Raw genomic sequence first — 1,560 nt, forward strand, 5'->3', positions numbered from 1 at the left:
CTCCTCCCCCTCGCCGCCCTCGCCGCCGACCTCCCCGCGCTGACCGGCCGCGTCGTCGATAATGCCGGCATCATCGATGCCGGCACCCGCGCGGCGCTGACCCAGAAGCTCGCCGACTTCGAGACCAAGGGCTCCGACCAGATCGTCGTCGCCACCATCCCCAGCCTCGGCGGCGAGGAGATCGAGCCTTACGCCAACCGGCTGTTCCGCTTCTGGAAGCTCGGCCAGGCCAAGGAAAACAACGGTGTGCTGCTCCTGGTCGCGCCGAACGACCGCAAGATGCGCATCGAGGTCGGCTATGGGCTGGAAGGCACGCTGACCGACCTGCCCACCAAGCTGATCATCGAGAACGACATGGTGCCGGCCTTCCGCGCCGGTGACTTCTCCGGCGGCATCACCAAGGCGGTCGACGACATGATCATGGTGCTGGAGGGCAATCCCGAGGAACTGGAGGCGCGCGGCAAGCGCAACGAGCAGGCGCCGTTCAATTCCGACGACCTGTTCTTCGCCATCTTCATCACCATCTGGGCGCTGATCTTCTTCGGCGGCATCGCGATGACGGTGTTGCCGCCGATCTTCGGCCAGAAGATCGGGCCGGGCCGCTACCGCTGGCTCGGCATGACCTTCGATCAGAACCGGCGTTCTTCCTCGGGCGGCTGGTCGTCGGGTGGCGGCGGCTGGTCGTCAGGCGGCGGTGGCTGGTCCTCGGGCGGCGGCGGATTTTCCGGCGGCGGCGGCTCGTCCGGCGGCGGCGGCTCTTCGGGAAGCTGGTGAGGCACCATGGCAACGCGACCGATCAGCGCCGAGGACCATGACCGCATCGCCGAGGCGATCCGCACCGCCGAATTGAAGACCGACGGCGAGATCTACTGCGTCGTCGCTCGCGCCAGCGACGGCTACTTCTTTCCGGCCGCGTTCACCACGACGATCGGCCTGTTCATCGCCAGCCTCGCGGTTGCCTACGGGCTGGAGGGCTTGTGGCTGACCATCCGGCTGCCGCATTTCGTGCTGGCGCAGCTGCTGGCGCTGGCTTCGGTGTTCGCTCTGCTCTGGTTCCTGCCCGCCTTGCGCATTCATTTCGTGCCGCGAAGGCTGCGCTATCAGGCCGCGCACGCCAACGCGATGAAGCAGTTCCTGGCGCGCAACGTCCACCGTACGAGCGCGCGCACCGGCGTGCTCATCTTCGTCTCCATTGCCGAGCGCTATGCCGAGGTCGTCGCCGATTCCGGCATCGACGCCAAGGTCGGCCAGCATGTCTGGGACGGCGTTGTGCGCGACCTGACCAAACATGCCGGCGACAACCGGCTGGCCGACGGCTTCGTCAAAGCTGTCGAATCGGTTGGCGCCGTGCTCGCCGAGCATTTCCCGGTCACCGAAGGCGACACCAACGAGCTCGACGATCATCTCGTCGAGATCTGACGGGTTCCCGCATTGGGATCTTGACCGGTCGGCTCTGTTGCGTCGGCAGGCGGCATGCGTTTGAGATTGGCCGAAACGCCCTTCGCGATCGTCATTCCAGGGCGGAGCAGGAGCGAAGCTCCGTCGCGTAGACCCCGGAAT

Annotated in this window: 2 protein-coding genes; both read left to right on the forward strand. The window is 66.5% G+C overall.

Going from position 1 to position 1,560, the window contains the following annotated elements:
* Positions 1 to 774: YgcG family protein (locus tag EOA23_RS34585; RefSeq protein ID WP_145966603.1), on the forward strand; the 774-nt coding region annotated here is incomplete at its 5' end.
* A 6-nt stretch (positions 775 to 780) separates the two neighbouring features.
* Complete coding sequence (locus tag EOA23_RS34590; RefSeq protein WP_127307305.1) at positions 781 to 1,419, forward strand: TPM domain-containing protein; 639 nt, start codon at positions 781 to 783, stop codon at positions 1,417 to 1,419.
* The last annotated feature ends 141 nt before the right edge of the window (positions 1,420 to 1,560 follow it).

Source organism: Mesorhizobium sp. M2A.F.Ca.ET.042.01.1.1, from assembly GCF_003997405.1.
Lineage (GTDB): Bacteria > Pseudomonadota > Alphaproteobacteria > Rhizobiales > Rhizobiaceae > Mesorhizobium.